Source organism: Allobosea sp. P4_H5 (assembly GCF_056400825.1).
Genome location: NZ_JBFUKM010000006.1, coordinates 1 through 16,545 on the forward strand (window position 1 = coordinate 1; position 16,545 = coordinate 16,545).

Genomic DNA, 16,545 nt, shown 5'->3' on the forward strand with positions numbered 1-16,545 from the left:
GCGCCTCGTAGAGCATCAGATCGGCGCCGAGCAGGGCGCCACCGCTGCGGCGGCTCAGGCTCGCGGCGTTGCCGTCGCCGTCGGTATTGCCGGTGCTGCCGAAGGCGGTGCCCCAGAGCGCATAGCGCGGCTGCGGCACTGGCGCGGGCATCACGATCGCGCCCTTGCGGCCGGGCAGATCGGCCGTGAAGGCGCCTGCAACCTGACCGGGCGCTTGCGTCAGCAGCGGGCCGCGCAGATGGCCCAGAATGGTGTCGCGCACCAGCCGGCTCTCGTCGATCATGACCCTGACGGCTTGCGCATGCGCCTCGCCCGAGAGCAGGTCGAAGCCGGCGCGGGCCTGATCGGCTGTCGCCGAGATCAGCGCGTCATAGACGGGATTGCCGACGCCCAGCCGCTCCGCCGCGATCGCGATGAAGCCCTGGTTGCGGGTCGCGGCGATGTAATTGCCGCCCGTGCTGCCGGAAATGCTGCCCCCCGAGCTGCCACCGTTGCCCGGTCCGAACGAGGTGTCGTTGCGGGTCATGGTCAGCGTGACGTTCTGGCTGTCATAGCCGAGCGACGGTGTCAGGAAGGCGAGGTTCGACGTGACGCTGCTGAAGCTGCCGCTGACCCCGCCGCTTGCCGTGAGGATGGTGTAGTTGGTCGAGGCCGCGTAGTTGCCGCTCTCGGCCAGCACCTGCACCGTGCCGCCCGAAAGCGTCGCCGAACCCGACGCCACGATCCTGTCGCTCTGCCCGGCCGCGTTGACCTCGACCTGGTAGGTCGAGCCCGAAGCGAAGGCGACATTGCCCGACACCGTCAGCGTCCCGATCGAGTTGCCCGGCGCGACCGTGCCGCCATTGGCGACGGCGAGCGTGCCGATCGTGCCGGAGCCGCCGAGCGTGCCGCCACTCAAGCTCACCGAACCGGTGATCGAGCCGTTCACCACCAGCTTGCCGCCCGAGACCGTCGTGCCACCGGTATAGGTGTTTGTCCCCGTCAGCGTCAGCGTGCCCGTACCGGTCTTGTCGAGCGCGCCATTGCCGCTGATCGTGCCGGAGAAGGTGGTCGAGGCGCTGCTGCTGCCCGCCTTCAGCGTCGCGCCGGAGCCAAGCTGGACGGCGCCCGCGCCGGCGAGCGAGCCGACCGTGGCGACGAGGCCCGGCACATCGCTGAGTTCGAGCGTTGCGCCGGCCGAAACGGTGAAGTTCGAGTTCGCGGAGAAGGCCGTCGACGAGCTGCCGACCAGCGTTCCGGCCTCGACCAGCGTGTCGCCGGAATAGCTGCTGTTGTTCTGCAGGGCGAGCGTGCCGCCGCCGCTCTTGGTCAATCCGCCCGTGCCGGTGATGGTGCCGGTCAAAAGCACGGCGCGTCCGGCATCGACCTCGATGCCGCCGCCACTGCCCGACAACGTCACTGTGCGCGCCGAGGTGATGCTGTTCGTCACCAGCAGCGTGCCGCCGTTCAGCGTCACCCCGCCGGAGACATCGCCGAGATTGGCATCCGACGACACCGAGAGCTTGCCGCTCGAGATGGTCGTGCCGCCGCTGTAACTGTTCGCCCCCTGGAGAACCAGCGTCCCCGCGCCGCTCTTCGACAACGCGCCGGAGCCGGACAGCGACTGCGTCACCGTGAAGCTGTTGCCAGCCTCGACGATCTCGAAGCCACCGCCATTGCTGCCGAGCACGATGTTGCGCGAAAGGCTGGTCAGCGTCGTTCCGGTCACCTGCAGCACGCCGCCATCGAGCGTCAGCGCACCCGCGACATTGCCGAGATGGGCCTCCGCGGAGATACTGAGCTTGCCCTCGGCGATGGTCGTGCCGCCGGTATAGGTGTTCGTCCCGGTCAGCGTCAGCGTGCCCACCCCCGTCTTGATCACGCTGCCATTGCCGTTGATGACGTTGTCGAGGGTGGCGTCGGTCGGCTGGGCGAAGGTCAGCGTGCCCGCGTCCATCAGGATGCCGCCGATCAGCCCGGAGGTCGCATTGCCGAAGGTCAGCGTGTTGTTGCCGCCGGTGAAGCGGACCGCCCAGGTGCGCGTGACGCCGTCGCCGGACATCCCGCCCGCGATCGTGCCGTTGTTGGTGATTGAGAGATTGGCGCCGACGATGCCGATGCCTCCAGCGCCATAGGCGCCAGGGCCACCGCTGGCGGCCGGATTGTGGACGCCCCTCCCGCCACCATTGCCGCCCTGGACCGTGCCATTGACCGTCAGCGTCGTCGCCTGACTGCCATTGGTGAAGATCAAGCCGGTGCCACCGGAGCCACCGCCGCCGCCAAAATCCCAGTAGGTGTTGCCGCCGGCCCCGCCATTGCCGCCGGTGATCGTGCCGGAGACGACCCCCGTGGTTCCGGCCCCCGTGACCACGGCGCCCCAGCCGCCGGCGCCACCGCCGCCACCGGCACTGGACGTGTCGCCATCAGCGCCGTTGCCGCCATTGCTGCCGGTGCTGTTGCCGGTAGGCAGACCGGCGCCGACCGAGCCGTGCACACCGCCCGTGCCGCCACGACCAAGCGTCGGATCGTGATTCCAGGTCAGACCTCCGGCGCCGCCGGCCGTCGCGCCGGCTCCGCCGCCGCCGCCGCCGGCATATTGTTGGAAGCCATTGCTCCCTGCCCCGCCCGCGCCGGTCGCGCTGTCGATACCGGCAGTGCCACCGGTATTGGAGTTACCCTCGGGATTGCCGCCACGCCCACCATTGGCCACTGCCGGGCCGGCAAGAAGCAGCAGTGCCAGTGTGAGCAGGGATGCTGACGATGCCGCGACGGCAGGCATGCGGCCACGCGCCGACGCGTGGGCCGGCACGGCCTCCGGGCGATCCGGATCGATCAGCGGCATTCAAAACCCCACCCCAACCGGTGAGGTTGCCCGATTGCGCGCGCGAGGCAATGAACAGCCGTTCACAATCCATAAATTCGGGGTTGTGTTGCCGATTTGCAGCGTCGATGCGAGGCGCCAGGCCCGGGAACTACCCCTGCCCTGAACGCCTCGCCGATGGGTCGAACCGCCTATCTCACCTCGACGACGATCTTGCCGAACTGCTGGTTCGCCTCGAGATAGCGATGCGCCGCGACGATCTCGTCGAAGGCGAAGACCTTGTCGATGACCGGCTTCAGCGCGCCGCGCCGCAAGCCGTCGAGGATAAAGGCCTTGGCACGCTCCAGCGCCTGCGGATCGCGGACCACCTCCTTGTACTGGTAGCCGGCAAGCTGCAGGTTCTTCGCCAGCAGCGGGAACAGCGGCAGCGGCGTCGGCTCCGGCGAAAGCGCGCCATAGGCGATGACAATACCGTTCTGGGCCGTGGCGCCGAAGACCTGTTCCAGCGCCGGCCCGGCGACCGGATCGAAGGCGACGCGGGCGCCCTGCCCGCTCGTGTGTCTGGCCACAGCAGCGGCAAGATCCTCTTCCTGCGTGACCACGACATGCGCGGCGCCGGCTTCCAGCAGCGCCTGCGCCTTCTCGCGCGTCCGCGTCGCCGCGATCGGAATCGCGCCGAGCGCTCGCGCCGTCTGGATCGATGCGATGCCGACGCTGCTCGATGCCGCGGTGATCAGCACATGCTCGCCCGCCTTCAAGCCGGCAAGCTCAACCAGCGCGCCATAGGCGGTGACATGCGCCATCCACAGCGCCGCGGCCTCGACGAAGGAGAGCTCGGCCGGATGCTTGACCGCGACCGCGGCCGGCACCGTCGCGACCTCGCCATAGCTGCCCCAGCGCGTGATCGAGAGCGGCGGCACGATGCTGATCGCATCGCCCTCGGCGAAGCCCTCGACGCCCTCGCCGAGCGCGGTGACGATGCCCGCCGCCTCATAACCCAGCCGGGCCGGAAACACCGGCTCCTCGACATAGGGGCCGGAGCGGAACATCGACTCGGCCCGGTTGAGACCGATCGCCCTGACGGCAATCTGCAACTCGCCCGGCCCCGGCGGAGCGGTCTCGACCTCCTCGATCCGCAGAACCTCGGGCCCGCCCTTCTCATGAAAACGAACGATACGCGGCATGGGATAGCTCCTCATCGATGACTGATGAGGGCGATATGGATTGCTCGCTTTCTGGCGATAAGTCGGCGTGTCATCGCCACACTTGAAACGTTGGGTTTGTAATTATGGATCGCCTCGCCAGCATGCAGGTCTTCGTCAAGGTGGTGGAGGCAGGCACGCTCACGGCCGCCGGCATCAGCCTCGGCCTGTCCTCGCAGATGGTCGGCAAGCATCTGCGTTTTCTCGAGGAGCGCACCGGCGCACGCCTGCTGCACCGGACGACCCGGCGCCAGAGCCTGACCGAGATCGGCTCGGCCTATTACGAGCGCTGCAAGCTCGTCCTCGCCGAGGCGGACGCCGCCGACGCGATCGCGCAGAACCTGCGCGCCACGCCGCGCGGCAAGCTGCGGATCAACGCCCCGCTCAGCTTCGGCGCCCACAGCCTGACTCCGGCCCTGATCCGCTACATGCAGCGCTATCCCGAGGTCAGCGTCGACCTCTCGCTCACCGACCGCGTCGTCGACCTCGCCGAGGAGGGCTACGACGCGGTGATCCGCATCTCGCCGCTGAAGGATTCCGGCCTGATCGCCCGCACGCTGAGGCCCTACCAGCTGATCGCCTGCGCCTCCCCCACCTATCTCGCCGAGCGTGGCATGCCACAGGTCCCGGCCGATCTCACCAGCCATGAATGCCTCGGCTTCGCCTATTGGGCTGCCCCGCCTCTGTTCGACTGGGAGTTCACCAGCCCCTCGGGCAACGAGAGCGTCACCGTGCGCAGCCAGTTTCTGACCAATAACGGCCAGGCACTGCGCCAGGCGGCGCTCTCAGGCTTCGGCATCACGCTGCAGGCCGAAGACCTGCTGCGCGAGGACATCGCCAGCGGCCGCCTGATCCGGATCCTGCCGGGCTATGACGGCCCGACGCGACCGATGCACATCGTCTTCATGCCGGATCGCCGCCCGACCCCGAAGCTGCGCAGCTTCGTCGACTTCGTCGTCGCCGAATTCGGTTAGGATCGGCTCGCAGAGTCACTCGGCGCAATGGGGGCGTCCGAGAACCTTTCGAGGACGAAGGCGATCGCCGCCGTCGCCGCAATCGCGAAGATCAACCGCCCCAGCAGGATGCTGACTATGTCGGCGCCGAGCGCGACCATGATCAGCGTGTCCTCGATCAGGCTATGGGCAAAGCCCATGAAGACGCTGGCGAGGACAATCTGGCGCGGCTCGATCGGCTGCCGGCGCACCTCCGCCAGCATCAGCCCGCTGCCATAGGAGATGCCGAGCAAGAGGCCGACGGTGGTGAACGGCAGCGCCTCCTGGCGCAGGCCGACGAGGCGGAAGAGCGGGGCGAGCCCCTTGTAGAGCACGTTGAGGATGCCCGCGGCCCTGAGCAGTTCCATCGCCCAGAACAGGGCGAGCAGGACCGCGAGCATCACCAGCAGCGTCTTGGCGGTGCCATAGGCGAAGTCGAACCAGCCGCCCTCGCCCGCCGCAGGCTGCCAGACCGGGGCGATCGGCTGCGACAGCCAGCCGGTTGCGGAAAAGAGCAGGTGCAGCAGCGCGGCGAAGGCCATCCCGCCGGCAATGCGGATGGTCGAGGTCGCCCAGAAGTTCGGCCCGGCCTTGGCGACGATGCGCTGCTCGACCGGAATGGCATGCGCCATCAGGAGCAGGCTCGAGAACACCGTCATGTCGGCGGTGCTGAGCGCCAGCGTCGGGATCAGCGTGAAGAGCACGACGACGCCGCCCCACATCCCGACCAGCAAGCCCGTCAGCCAGGCCAGCGCCAGCTCGGGCGGCAGGCCGAACAGCTTCATGGCCGGCGCCAGCCAGGGCGATGCGGCCTTGATGACGCCGAGTTCCGCCAGCGCCCGCGTCGCCACCGCGATCGGCACCATGATCACCACCAGCTCACGGTAAACGGCCAGCGTTTCCCGTGTCTTGCGGTAGAACTGACTCTGGAGCGGCATCGGTGGCGGTCCTCGATTGACGCCGGGAAGCTAGCGCCAATGGCTGCGCGGCGGTGGTCAAAATCGTCGCCTTCGTGCAATTTTATTGCATCACGAGCGCTGAGAAGGTCGCGATGGATCGAATCGACAGAAAGCTGCTGAACCTGCTCCAGGCCGACGCCTCGCAGACCAATGCGCAACTGGCTGACGAAGTCGGGCTGGCGCCGTCGAGCTGCCTGCGGCGGATCAGGCGGCTGGAAGCGGCCGGCCTGATCCTGCGGACCGTCGCGATCCTCGATCCCGCCAAGAGCGGCAAGGGTCTCAAGGTGATCATCGCCATCGAGCTCGCCCGGCATGACGAGCCGAACCGGCGGCGCTTCCTCGAGCTGGCGGCGCGCCAGCCGGCAGTCGTCCAGGCCTATGGCGTCACCGGCCAGACCGACGTGATCCTGATGCTGCGCGTCGGCGGCATGGACGAGGTGACGGCGCTGTGCGAGCTGCTCTTCGGCGAAGGCAGCAATGTGACGCGCTACTACACCATGGTGGTGAACAAGACCGCAAAGGAGACGACGGCGCTCCCGCTGTGAGAAGACGCCGAGCGGTCCGTTGCAGGGCCGTCACCCGCCCAGCAGCTTCTTCATCGACGGCGCCGGGTGGAAAGCGTAGCGCTCGCGCTCATAGAACGGGATCGCCTCGCGCCTGGCGTCGAGGAACACTGCGGTGAGGCCGCGCGCCTGCGCATCCTTTTCGGCGAAGGCAAGCAATGCCCGGCCGATGCCGCCGCTGCGGACCCGTTCGTCCACCACGAGATCGTCGACATGCAGATGCGCCCCGCGCGCCAGCGTGTGGACCGGGCGCATGCCGAGCACACCGACCAGCGCGCCGTCGCGAAAAGCACCGACCAGCTCGTAGCCGGAGAAGGATTGCCGCCGCACGCGGTGCAGGAACTCCGCCTCATCGAGCGCGGCCCGCAATTGCACGACGATCGGAAAGGCCTCGCGCCACTCCGCCGGAACGAGCCGTCTCACCGAAACCATCGTCTTCGCTCACCTTGCAATCGCACAGCCGGAGTTGATGAGGTCGCCGCGCGCCTCGAAAGGCAAGTGCCTTGCCGAAGGGCCCGCATTGCGCAGGCCTTCTGCCCGGGGTCCGCCCCCGGATTGCATAGTCGGCTCCCATGGCCACTGGGGGCAAGTATACCCGCTAGTGAATGTCCCCGTCGCTTTCAGTGCTGCACGTTGGCCTGATCCGGGCACCGAGCCCGGCCGGGAGGCGCCCACGTGCAAGCTATCGTCTACGCATGCAGTGTCGTGCTCCTGTTCTCGGGCTTCGTCCTCGTGTCGAGAGCCGGGCTTTCGACGGCCTTGACCCTTCCGGACATAGCGGCGCTGCGCTTCGGCATCGGCGGGCTGCTGCTGTTGCCGATCGTGCTGAAGCACGGGTTCAGCGGCTTGCGGCCGGCGCAAGCCCTGGCCTTGTCGATCTTGGGCGGGCTCGGCTTCGCCTTGTTCGCCTATGCCGGCTTTGCGCTCGCGCCCGCCGCGCATGGGGCTGTCCTGTTGCACGGCACATTGTCGCTGACCACGGCCATGCTGCTATGGGCCGTCACCAACGGCCTGCCGCAAGGCCGACAGACCATCGGGCTGGTGGTCATCGGCCTCGGCATCGTCGCCATGGCCTGGGATGGCTTCGGGCATGCGTCCTGGCGGCTGCTTCTGGGAGATGCCTGCCTGCTGGCGGCCTCGCTGTGCTGGTCGGGCTACGGGCTCTACGTGAAGCAGCTCGATCTGCCGGCGACGCGTGCCGCAGCGATCGTCGCGGTCGTGTCGGCGCTCGCCTTCCTGCCGGTCTACGCCGCCTTGCCGGGCAAGATGCTGTTTCGCGCCTCGCCGCCGGATCTCCTGGTGCAAGGCCTGTTTCAAGGCGTCCTGATCGGCGCCGTCTCGATCTTCGTCTATACGCGCGCCGTTTCCCTGCTGGGCGCCGCGAGGGTTGCGCTCTTCACCGCCGCCGTCCCCGGCCTGACCGCGATTGCGGGCTACGTCTTCCTTGGTGAGACGCCCAGCCTCTCGGTTGCGCTGGGCGTGGCGCTGGTCACATCCGGCCTTCTGGTTTCTCTGCGTCGTATGCCTTGAAGAACGAGGCCACTCCGTAGCCGCCCGCAATCGCGCACTCGATATCCTGCATACAAAATTCCGCATACACTCTTGTCGCTGGAGCAAGAGCGCTCTACTCCTTGCATGCAAGAAGCAATGACAATGCATGGGAGGAGTATGATGAAGGGTTTCCGCAAGCTCGCTTTGGCTGTGGCCACGCTCGCCATCGGCGTGGCGCCGGCCTTCGCCTTCCCGGATCGGCCCGTGCAGTTGATCGTGCCCTGGGCGGCCGGCGGCGGCATGGATTCGGTGATGCGCATCTTCGCCAACGGGCTCGAGTCCGAGCTGAAGCAGCCGGTCAACGTCATCAACCGCACCGGCGGCGGCGGCATCACCGGCCATAGCGCCATCGCGACGGCGGCGCCCGACGGCTACACCATCGGCGGCGCCAGCCCGGAGATCTCCTTCTTCAAGTCGCTCGGCCTCGGCGACCTGACGCCCGACAGCATCGACATGTTCTCACGGGTGTCGCTGATCCCGGCCGGCATCACGGTCAAGGCCGACAGCCCGTGGAAGACCGCGGCAGACTATCTGAAAGCGGTGAAGGACAGCCCGAAAGGCTCGATCATGGCGTCGGGCACCGGCGTCGGCGGCTCCTGGCACATCGCCTCGGGGGGCATCCTGAAGGCCGCGGGCATCGCCCCCGACGCGGTGCGCTGGGTGCCGAGCAATGGCGGCGCCCCCGCCTTGCAGGACCTCGTCGCCGGCGGCCTCCAGGTCTTCACCGGCTCGCCGATCGAGGCCAAGGCGATGCTGGAAGCCGGACGCGTGCGCACCATCCTGCTGATGACCGAGGAGCGCCACCCGAACTTCCCGGATGTGCCCAGCGCCAAGGAGGCAGGGCTCGACTGGACCTATCAGAACTGGTTCGCGCTCGCCGCGCCGAAGGGCGTGCCGGCCGACCGTCGCAAGATTCTGTTCGACGCCGCCCAGCGCACCATGCAGCGCGAGGATGTCCGCAAGGGCATGGCCGATCGTGGCATCACCCCGGTCTGGGACAAGCCGGAGGAGTTCGCCGCCTATGTGAAGGCCTTCACCGAGCGCGGCAATGGCGTGCTCAAGGAACTCGGCCTGACCAAGAACTGAGAGTTCACAAAATGGGCTCGCTGCCTGGCAGCGAGCCCAGCCTTGCGAAATCCGCCCTTACCGCTGCCGCGCCTGTAGCGGCAAGTCGCCGAACAATGACGGCTCGGCGCTGGTGCGCGCCTTCTCGATCGTCAGGATCTTGAGCTTGGTCTCGACGCCGCCATCGGCCGAGAAGCCACCGGTCTTGCCGCCCGCGGCGAGCACGCGATGGCAGGGCACGATGATCGGGATCGGGTTCTGGCCGAGCGCGACGCCGACGGCCCGCGCCGCGCCGGGCTCACCGATCCGCGCCGCAACCTCGCCATAGGTCAAGGTCTCGCCGGGTGGGATCGAAAGCGCCACGGCGTAGACGCGCCGGTTGAACTCCGGCGTGGCCGAGAGATCGATCGGCAGATGCGCGAGGTCGCGCTGCTCGCCGGCCAGCAAAGCGACGACATCGGCGATCGCCTGCCGGACGAAGGCGGGCGGCTCGGCCTCGACGCCTTCGGGAAAGCGCCGCCCCAGCCGCCGGCGGGCCGTATCCTGGTCGCGCTCGGGCAATTGCGCCGCAACGATGCGCTCGCCTTGCCATACCAGGGCGCAGGAGCCGATCGCGGTGGTGAAGAGACAGAAGTTCTGCATGGACAGACGATAGCGCGGCTGGACCGGAAACGGCACCCGTTTCCTGCCGAACGATCTGCTGCTGGTCGATTTTAACTGATCGCCCCGGACAAGCGGCGAAGCCGCGCCGATCCGGGACCCTTTCCGGAGCCTTTCCGAGAGAGGTTCAGGCATGGATCCCGGATCTACGCTTCGCTTCGCCCGGGACGACACTGGTGGAAGCAAGAGCCCCAGCTCAGGCCCAGAGCCGTTCCTTCTCCAGGCCCTTGTAGAGATCGGCCACCTGCTCGGCATAGCCGTTGAACAGCAGCGTCGGCTTGCGGTCGCGCGTGCCCAGCACCTGCTCGCTCGCCTGGCTCCAGCGCGGATGCGAGACCTCCGGGTTCACATTGGCCCAAAAGCCGTATTCGGAGGCCTGCAAGCCCTCCCAGAAGGTCTTCGGCCGCTCGGCGACGAAGCTGATCTTGCTGATCGATTTCACCGACTTGAAGCCGTATTTCCACGGCGTGATCAGGCGCAGCGGCGCGCCGTGCTGGGTCGGGATCGGCTTGCCGTAGATACCGGTCACCATCAGCGTCATGTCATGCGTCGCCTCGGCCATGGTCAGCCCCTCGGTATAGGGCCAGGGATACCAGCGCTGCGACTGCCCCGGCGCCACCTTCGGGTTCATGAAGGTCTGCATCTGGACGTATTTTGCGCCCGACAGCGGCTTGGCCAATTCGACGAGCTGCTTCAGCGGGAAGCCGGTCCACGGCACCGCCATCGACCACGCCTCGACGCAGCGGAAGCGGTAGAGCCGCTCCTGCAGTGTGACCTTCCGGATCAGGTCGTCGAAGCCGATCTCGAACGGCTTCTCGACCAGCCCGTCGATCGTGATCGTCCACGGCCGAGCGACCAGTCGCTTCGACGCAGCGGCCACCTCCTTGGAGGTGCCGAACTCATAGAAATTATTGTAGTTCGCCGCCAGTTCCTCGTCGGTCACCGGCCGATCGAGCGTATAGGCCGCGTTGCGCTTGGCCGGGTAGAGGTCGAGCGTCGGATCGGCGCCCTGCGCTCCCGCGGCCTGCGGCAAGGCGGCACCCGCGATCGCGCCGGCCCCGCCGGCAAGCCATTGCCGGCGATTGAGAAAGATGGATTCCGGTGTCGCCTGGCTTTCGGGCATCTCCCAGCCGGCGCGACGCTTGATCAACATGACGGACATACTCCGTTGCAACGGAGCAAGTTTAGTCGATCCCGCATCACCCCACCAAGTCACGAGGGGGAGAGCAGTTCTCCCGCTCGGTTAGAGCCGCGACTGAAAAGTACCCTTTCAGTCCGGCTGATCGGCGTAGCGCTTGGCATAATCCGCCTCGAACCCTTCGATCCGCGACCAGAAGCCGCGTGGCGGATTGCCGGCGAGCCTGTCTTCCAGGATGCCGAGATGGGCATGCCAGCCGCCGGAGACGTCGATCATCTCGGCCTTGCTGGCGAGCTTGCGATGCGTCAGCACCAGCCTGACCTTGTCGCCCTGGGGAATGAGCTCGAAGACCGCCTCCGAGCTGGCGCCACCCTCGCCCGGCCAGGTCATCGCCAGCGCCGTCATTGGCTCGTAGCGCGTCACGATGCCCTTGGACGGCCAGCCATTGTCGTTCATCTCGCGATAGCGCTCCGGCGGGCGCTCGCTGGTGATCTGCGAATGCTTGAACAGAAGGTCGGCCTCGCCGCCGACGCGCGGCTCGATCTCGCCCGATGCCAGCCAGGTGCTGCGCTTCTCGGAATCGGTGAGATAGGACCAGACCCGTTCGAGCGGGCCGGGCAGAAGGCGCTCGAAGCGGACCGCGCCGCTCTCCAGGACCACGCCATACTCGTTCATGACTTCTCTCCTCACTCGTCTTCGGGTTTTGCGAGCTCTCGTTCCAGGCGGTCGAGCCCGGCATTCCAGAAGCTGCGCACCTGCCTGACCCAGGCGTCGAAGGCATCGAGCCCGTCGGGATCGAGCCGGTAGATCCGGCGCTGCCCGCTGACCTCCACGCTCACCAGCCCGGCCTCCTTCAGCACCTTGAGATGCTGCGAGATCGCCGGCGCGCTCATGCCGAACTGCGCGGTGATCTCGCCCGCCGCCATGGCGCGCTGGCCGAGCATCTCGACGATGCGGCGGCGTGTCGGGTCGGCAAGGGCGGTGAAGTGGTCCATATTCTTAATTTAGTAATTCACTTAATTAAGTCAACACGAAAATAACGTGCCCTGCCCACTCTGCGCCCGCCTCCTGCGCCCAGCCGGCTTGCCGCCCCTGTTGCGACAGGCCATGAAGAGCGCCCCGTCCGCCGCCTCCCACGAGACCATGCCCACCCGAAACGCCACCCTCGCCGGCATCCTGATGATGCTGCTCGGCATCCTCTTGTTCTCGATCAACGACGTGATGGGGAAATGGCTGGTCGCGACCTATACGGTCGGCCAGCTCCTGCTGCTGCGCTCCTCCGTCGCCCTCGCGGCGATCATCCCCTTCGTGCTGAAGCAAGGCCTCCGTCGCACGCTGCGGCCGGAGCGGCCGGGCCTGCAGTTGCTGCGCGTCACGCTCGGCTCCTGCGAGGTCGCGTTGTTCTACTGGGCGGTGTCCTATCTACCGCTCGCCGACACCATGACCTTCTGGCTGGCCGCGCCGATCTGGGCGGTGGTGCTGGCGGCGCTGCTGCTCGGCGAGCGCGTCGATAGCGGCCGCTGGCTGGCGGTCGCCGCGGGCTTCGTCGGCGTCGTGATCACGCTCAACCCGTCGGCGCAGAGCCTGTCCCTCCCGGCGGTCATCGCGCTTGTCGGCAGCTTCTCCTTCGCCGCGATGATGATCACCGGCCGGCAATTGCGCGGCACGCCCGACGTCACCCTGGTGTTCTGGCAGACGCTTGGCGCGCTGGTGATGGGCCTCCTGCTGCTGCCCTTCGGCTGGGTCACGCCCACACTGGCCGATCTCGGCCTGCTCGGCCTGCTCGGCATCGTCGCCATGGTCGCGCATCTGTGCGTGACGCGCTCGCTCAAGCTCGCCGAAGCCTCGGCCGTCGTGCCCTATCAATACACGCTGATCGTCTGGGCGCTGGTCTTTGGCTGGCTCGTCTTCGGCGACTGGCCGACCTCGGCCATGCTGATCGGCTCCGCGCTCATCGTCGCCGCGGGCCTTGTTCTGCTCGTGCTCGAGCGGCGCGCGAGTGGCACCGCCTCTGAAACCGCCAAGGAGCGTGTTACGATCGAGCAGAACTGATCCGGAGGTGCGATGGCCGAGGCTGCGAAACCACCGGATTTCTGGAGCTGGCTCGGCGCCGCGATCTCCCTCGTTCTGGGCCTCTGGCTGCTTTTGGCGGGCTGGGGCAGCCTGCCATTGGCGCGCAGCGATCTCCTGGTCGCCGACCATGTTGGCCCGATCAGCTACAGCACGCCGCTGATGCGCGTCAGTTCGGGGCGCGGGTCGAGCACCTACCGCACGCAGGACCTCTGGCTCGTCGCGATCGGCGACAATCAGCAAGTTCACTCCCAGCGCCTGTACAGGCCAGCCCGCGGCCTCTGGGTCGACGGCATCGACCGGCTCGATCCTGGCCAGCAGGTCCGCTTCCTCGTCGATCCCGGCCACAAACTGGTCTACGAGGCGACTTCGCGCGGCAAGACCTTCCTCGCCTATGACGACACCGTCGAGGCACTGACCAGCGGCGCGCGGCGCTCGTTCCTGTTCGGCTTCGCGCTGCTCGGCAGCGTCGCCTGGCATCTCTGGCCGCTGGCCCTGCGCTACTGGCGCGAGCGGCAAGGCGCCGGCGCACCAACGTCCTGATCCCGCTCACCGCCGGGGTGTCCCGCGTCGGAGTCGGGGCTCCAGGGCTGGCGCCATGGCGCCGGGCAGGCGACAAACTGCAGGCCCGCCCGAAAACTGAGCGGGCGGGAGGACTTCATGGCGACGATCACCTATCTGACCACCGTCCAGTTCGGCTTCGGCGAGCTCAAGGCCATCGCACCCGGCCTGACCGATCTGAAGATCGCGCGCCCGCTGATCGTCGCCGATCGCGGCCTGGCGGCGACCGACCTGATCCAGCGCCTACGCGCCGCCTCGCCGCTGCTCGGCAATGCCCCGCTCTTCGTCGACACCCCGACCAACCCGACCGAGGAGGCCGTCGAAGCCGCGCTCGCGCTCTATCGCGAGCATGATTGCGACGGCCTCGTCGCCATTGGTGGCGGCTCGCCGATCGACCTCGCCAAGGGCGTCGCTTTGCTCGCCGCCCATGATGGCCCGCTCGAGACCTATGCCGCGATCCTCGGCGGCATCCCGAAGGTGACGAGCAAGGTCGCACCGGTGATCGCGGTGCCGACCACGGCTGGCACCGGCAGCGAGGTCGGCCGCGCCGCGCTGATCACGCTGAAGGATGGCCGCAAGCTCGGCTTCATCTCGCCGCACCTGATCCCGAAGCTCGCCATCTGCGACCCCGATCTGACGCTCGGCCTGCCGGCCATGCTGACTGCAGCGACCGGCATGGATGCGCTGACCCATTGCATCGAGACCTATCTGAGCCCGCGCGAGAACCCGCCGGCCGAGGCGATCGCCCTCGACGGCTTGAAGCGCGCCGCCCTCAATATCGAGCGCGCAACCAAGGACGGCTCCGACCGCGAGGCGCGCAAGGAGATGCTGATGGCGGCCCTGCAGGGCGGCCTCACCTTCCAGAAGGGTCTGGGCGCGGTCCACGCCCTCTCGCACCCGCTCGGCGGCCTGAAGCAGGTCTCGCTGCATCACGGCACACTCAACGCCGTGCTGCTGCCGGCGGTCCTGCGCTTCAATGAGCAAGCAGCCACCGGGAAATATGCGGAAATCCGCCGCGTGCTCGGCCTCTCCGCCGACGCCGACCTCGCTGCCTGGGTCGCCGGGTTGACGCAGCGCCTCGGTTTGCCGGGCTCGCTCTCGCAGATGGGCGTGCCGCGCGAGGTCCTGCCGGCCATCGCCGAGGCGGCGACGCAGGACCATTCGAGCGCGACGAATCCGCGGCAGGCGAGTGCGGCGGACTATCTCGCAATGCTGGAGGCGTCGTTCGGGTAAGCGGCACTCCCGCCGTCATTCTCGGGCGAAGCGCAGACCCGAGAATCTCTGGACGAGAAGGCGCTATTAGAGTCTCATCCGGCCTGAGATGCTCGGGTCAAGCCCGAGCATGACGCCTTTCGAGCGCCCTCACATCCGGAACACACCAAAGCGCGTCTCCGGCACCTCGGCGTTGAGGCAGGCGGAGAAGGCCAATGCCAGCACGCGGCGCGTCTCGGAGGGCAGGATGATGCCGTCGTCCCAAAGCCGGGCGGTCGCGTAATAGGGCGAGCCCTCGGATTCGATCTTGTCGCGGATCGGCGCCTTGAAGGCTTCGGCGTCCTCCGCCGTCCAGGGCTTACCCTCGGCTTCGAGATTGTCGCCGCGCACGGTCGCGAGCACGCTAGCCGCCTGCTCGGCGCCCATCACCGAGACCTTCGAGTTCGGCCAGGCGAACAGGAAGCGCGGCGAGTAGGCGCGCCCGCACATGCCGTAATTGCCGGCGCCGAACGAACCACCGACCAGCACGGTGATCTTCGGCACCCGCGCCGAGGCGACCGCCGTCACCAGCTTGGCGCCGTCCTTGGCGATGCCGCGCGTCTCGGCCTCGCGTCCGACCATGAAGCCGGTGATGTTCTGCAGGAACAGCAGCGGGATACGGCGCTGGCAGCAGAGCTCGATGAAATGTGCGCCCTTGAGCGCGCTCTCCGAGAACAGAATGCCGTTATTGGCGATGATGCCGACCGGGATGCCGTGGATGCGGGCGAAGCCCGTCACCAGAGTCGAGCCATAGAGCGGCTTGAACTCGTCGAGCTGCGAGCCATCGACCAGCCGGGCGATGATCTCGCGGGCATCGTATTGCTTCTTGAGGTCGGTCGGCACGACGGCCTCGAGCTCGTCGGCGCCGTAGAGCGGCTCAACCGTCTCGGCGAGATCGATATCGGGCCGCTTGACGCTGTTGAAATTGCTGGCGATACGGCGCGCGATCGTGAGCGCATGGGTGTCGTCGCCGGCATAATGGTCGGCGACACCCGAGAGCCTGGCATGGACGTCGGCGCCGCCGAGATCCTCGGCCGAGACGACTTCGCCGGTCGCAGCCTTCACCAGCGGCGGGCCACCGAGGAAGATCGTGCCCTGGTTGCGAACGATCACCGTCTCGTCCGACATCGCCGGCACATAGGCGCCGCCGGCAGTGCAGGAGCCCATCACCACCGCGACCTGCGGGATGCCGAGCCCGGACAGGGTTGCCTGATTGTAGAAGATCCGGCCGAAATGCTCGCGATCGGGAAAAACCTCGGTCTGGTGCGGCAGGTTCGCGCCGCCCGAATCGACCAGGTAGATGCAAGGCAGCTTGTTCTCGCGCGCGATCTCCTGGGCGCGCAGATGCTTCTTCACCGTCATCGGGTAATAGGTGCCGCCCTTGATGGTGGCGTCGTTGCAGACGACCATCACCTCGCGCCCGGCAACGCGGCCGATGCCGGCGATCATGCCGGCGCCATGCACGTCCTTGTCATACATGTCGTAGGCGGCGAGCGAGCCGATCTCGAGGAAGGCCGAGCCGGGATCGAGCAGGCGCAGCACGCGTTCCCTGGGCAGTAATTTTCCGCGCGAGGTATGGCGTTCGCGCGAGCGGGCATTGCCGCCGAGCGCGGCGGTCGCGCGCCGTTCCAGCAGCTGGTCGCGCAGCGTGCTCCAGGCGGCGACATTGGTGCGCGCCTCGGCCGAGTTGAGATCGACCTTGCTCTCGATGACCGCCACGGCGCGCTCCCTTG

16 protein-coding genes are annotated in these 16,545 nt (G+C 67.6%); 7 read left to right on the forward strand and 9 right to left on the reverse strand.

Annotated features, from left to right (window positions below):
• Both AC1DS0_RS13435 and AC1DS0_RS13440 read right to left on the reverse strand, forming a co-directional pair.
• A partial coding sequence (locus tag AC1DS0_RS13435) for an autotransporter outer membrane beta-barrel domain-containing protein (protein WP_476814840.1) occupies positions 1 to 2,821 on the reverse strand: 2,821 nt, incomplete at its 3' end.
• 170 nt (positions 2,822 to 2,991) lie between these two features.
• Positions 2,992 to 3,984: a zinc-dependent alcohol dehydrogenase family protein gene (locus AC1DS0_RS13440; protein WP_476814841.1), complete on the reverse strand. Its 993-nt coding sequence runs from the start codon at positions 3,982 to 3,984 to the stop codon at positions 2,992 to 2,994.
• 104 nt (positions 3,985 to 4,088) lie between these two features.
• On the opposite strand from AC1DS0_RS13440, the gene AC1DS0_RS13445 reads away from it, so the two are divergent.
• A complete protein-coding gene (locus AC1DS0_RS13445; RefSeq protein WP_476814842.1) occupies positions 4,089 to 4,976 on the forward strand; it encodes a LysR family transcriptional regulator in 888 nt (295 codons plus the stop codon).
• Here the strand turns inward: AC1DS0_RS13445 and AC1DS0_RS13450 are convergent.
• Positions 4,973 to 5,932 (reverse strand): nucleoside recognition domain-containing protein, encoded by a 960-nt coding sequence (locus AC1DS0_RS13450; RefSeq protein ID WP_476814843.1) that lies wholly within the window; start codon positions 5,930 to 5,932, stop codon positions 4,973 to 4,975. The genes AC1DS0_RS13445 and AC1DS0_RS13450 overlap by 4 nt on opposite strands.
• A gap of 113 nt (positions 5,933 to 6,045) precedes the next feature.
• On the opposite strand from AC1DS0_RS13450, the gene AC1DS0_RS13455 reads away from it, so the two are divergent.
• A complete protein-coding gene (locus AC1DS0_RS13455; protein ID WP_476814844.1) occupies positions 6,046 to 6,498 on the forward strand; it encodes an Lrp/AsnC family transcriptional regulator in 453 nt (150 codons plus the stop codon).
• Between the two features lie 30 nt (positions 6,499 to 6,528).
• Here the strand turns inward: AC1DS0_RS13455 and AC1DS0_RS13460 are convergent, their stop codons facing one another.
• On the reverse strand, positions 6,529 to 6,939 hold the full coding sequence (locus AC1DS0_RS13460; protein ID WP_476814845.1) for a GNAT family N-acetyltransferase: 411 nt from the start codon (positions 6,937 to 6,939) through the stop codon (positions 6,529 to 6,531).
• Between the two features lie 252 nt (positions 6,940 to 7,191).
• Here AC1DS0_RS13460 and AC1DS0_RS13465 point away from each other — a divergent pair, with 252 nt between their 5' ends.
• Complete coding sequence (locus AC1DS0_RS13465; RefSeq protein ID WP_476814846.1) at positions 7,192 to 8,046, forward strand: DMT family transporter; 855 nt, start codon at positions 7,192 to 7,194, stop codon at positions 8,044 to 8,046.
• A gap of 141 nt (positions 8,047 to 8,187) precedes the next feature.
• Complete coding sequence (locus tag AC1DS0_RS13470) at positions 8,188 to 9,153, forward strand: Bug family tripartite tricarboxylate transporter substrate binding protein (RefSeq protein WP_476814847.1); 966 nt, start codon at positions 8,188 to 8,190, stop codon at positions 9,151 to 9,153.
• Positions 9,154 to 9,210: 57 nt separating this feature from the next.
• On the opposite strand, the gene AC1DS0_RS13475 is transcribed toward AC1DS0_RS13470, so the two are convergent.
• The 4 genes from AC1DS0_RS13475 to AC1DS0_RS13490 form a co-directional block, all read right to left on the reverse strand.
• A complete protein-coding gene (locus AC1DS0_RS13475; RefSeq protein WP_476815166.1) occupies positions 9,211 to 9,774 on the reverse strand; it encodes a methylated-DNA--[protein]-cysteine S-methyltransferase in 564 nt (187 codons plus the stop codon).
• A 214-nt stretch (positions 9,775 to 9,988) separates the two neighbouring features.
• Complete coding sequence (msrP, locus tag AC1DS0_RS13480) at positions 9,989 to 10,945, reverse strand: protein-methionine-sulfoxide reductase catalytic subunit MsrP (protein WP_476814848.1); 957 nt, start codon at positions 10,943 to 10,945, stop codon at positions 9,989 to 9,991.
• Between the two features lie 117 nt (positions 10,946 to 11,062).
• Complete coding sequence (locus AC1DS0_RS13485) at positions 11,063 to 11,605, reverse strand: SRPBCC family protein (RefSeq protein WP_476814849.1); 543 nt, start codon at positions 11,603 to 11,605, stop codon at positions 11,063 to 11,065.
• An 11-nt stretch (positions 11,606 to 11,616) separates the two neighbouring features.
• Positions 11,617 to 11,925 carry an ArsR/SmtB family transcription factor gene (locus AC1DS0_RS13490; protein ID WP_476814850.1) on the reverse strand — a complete coding sequence of 103 codons (309 nt, stop codon included), beginning with the start codon at positions 11,923 to 11,925 and terminating at the stop codon, positions 11,617 to 11,619.
• A gap of 148 nt (positions 11,926 to 12,073) precedes the next feature.
• Between AC1DS0_RS13490 and AC1DS0_RS13495 the strand changes: the two genes are divergently transcribed.
• From AC1DS0_RS13495 to AC1DS0_RS13505, 3 genes are all read left to right on the forward strand, one after another.
• Complete coding sequence (locus AC1DS0_RS13495) at positions 12,074 to 12,982, forward strand: DMT family transporter (protein ID WP_476814851.1); 909 nt, start codon at positions 12,074 to 12,076, stop codon at positions 12,980 to 12,982.
• 12 nt (positions 12,983 to 12,994) lie between these two features.
• Positions 12,995 to 13,543 (forward strand): hypothetical protein, encoded by a 549-nt coding sequence (locus tag AC1DS0_RS13500; RefSeq protein WP_476814852.1) that lies wholly within the window; start codon positions 12,995 to 12,997, stop codon positions 13,541 to 13,543.
• A gap of 117 nt (positions 13,544 to 13,660) precedes the next feature.
• Positions 13,661 to 14,794 carry an iron-containing alcohol dehydrogenase gene (locus AC1DS0_RS13505; protein WP_476814853.1) on the forward strand — a complete coding sequence of 378 codons (1,134 nt, stop codon included), beginning with the start codon at positions 13,661 to 13,663 and terminating at the stop codon, positions 14,792 to 14,794.
• Between the two features lie 129 nt (positions 14,795 to 14,923).
• Here the strand turns inward: AC1DS0_RS13505 and AC1DS0_RS13510 are convergent, their stop codons facing one another.
• Entirely contained in the window at positions 14,924 to 16,522 is a 1,599-nt protein-coding gene (locus AC1DS0_RS13510; protein WP_476815167.1) for a carboxyl transferase domain-containing protein, read from the reverse strand.
• Positions 16,523 to 16,545: the final 23 nt, after the last annotated feature.